This is a genomic window from Bradyrhizobium sp. PRIMUS42, from assembly GCF_023006515.1.
Lineage (GTDB): Bacteria > Pseudomonadota > Alphaproteobacteria > Rhizobiales > Xanthobacteraceae > Bradyrhizobium.
This window is the reverse complement of record NZ_JALBGZ010001558.1, coordinates 1-499: the sequence shown is the minus strand read 5'-3', so window position 1 is coordinate 499 and position 499 is coordinate 1. Positions and strand designations below refer to the sequence as shown.

General features: G+C 65.7%; 2 protein-coding genes. Both read left to right on the top strand.

All coding sequences use genetic code 11. The annotated features are described in order from the left end of the window. A partial coding sequence (locus MOV75_RS41630; protein ID WP_247008703.1) for an efflux RND transporter permease subunit occupies positions 1–204 on the top strand: 204 nt, incomplete at its 5' end. A gap of 2 nt (positions 205–206) precedes the next feature. Next, positions 207–499, top strand: a 293-nt coding sequence (locus MOV75_RS41625; protein ID WP_247008701.1) for a cation transporter, incomplete at its 3' end; no start/stop codon positions are given.

Below are 499 nucleotides of genomic sequence, written 5' to 3'. Positions count from 1 at the left end.
CTCGGCTTCGTGCCGATGGCGCTCGCCACCGGCGCCGGCGCCGAAGTGCAGCGGCCGCTTGCGACCGTGGTGATCGGCGGCATCATCTCCTCGACGGTGCTGACATTGCTGGTGCTGCCGGCGCTCTACGTGCTGTTCCGTCGTGACGCAGGCACCGAAACGCCTACAATGGCGCCTGATTTGGCGACTTCCCGGGAGCGCTAGCATTGGGCAGCCACGATCATCACGGTCATCACCACCATGATCATGGCGACCATGCCCATGGTCATGGTCATGGTCACGACCACAGTCATGGTCACGGTCACGGCCATGTCCATGCCCCCGCGAATTTCGGCAAAGCCTTCGCGATCGGCATTTCGCTCAACACCGCGCTGGTCGTGGCCGAAGCCGTCTACGGCTATATCGGCAACTCCACCGCCCTGCTCGCCGACGCCGGCCACAATCTGTCCGACGTGCTCGGCCTGGTCGTGGCCTGGGGCGCCTCGATCGCGGCGCGGCG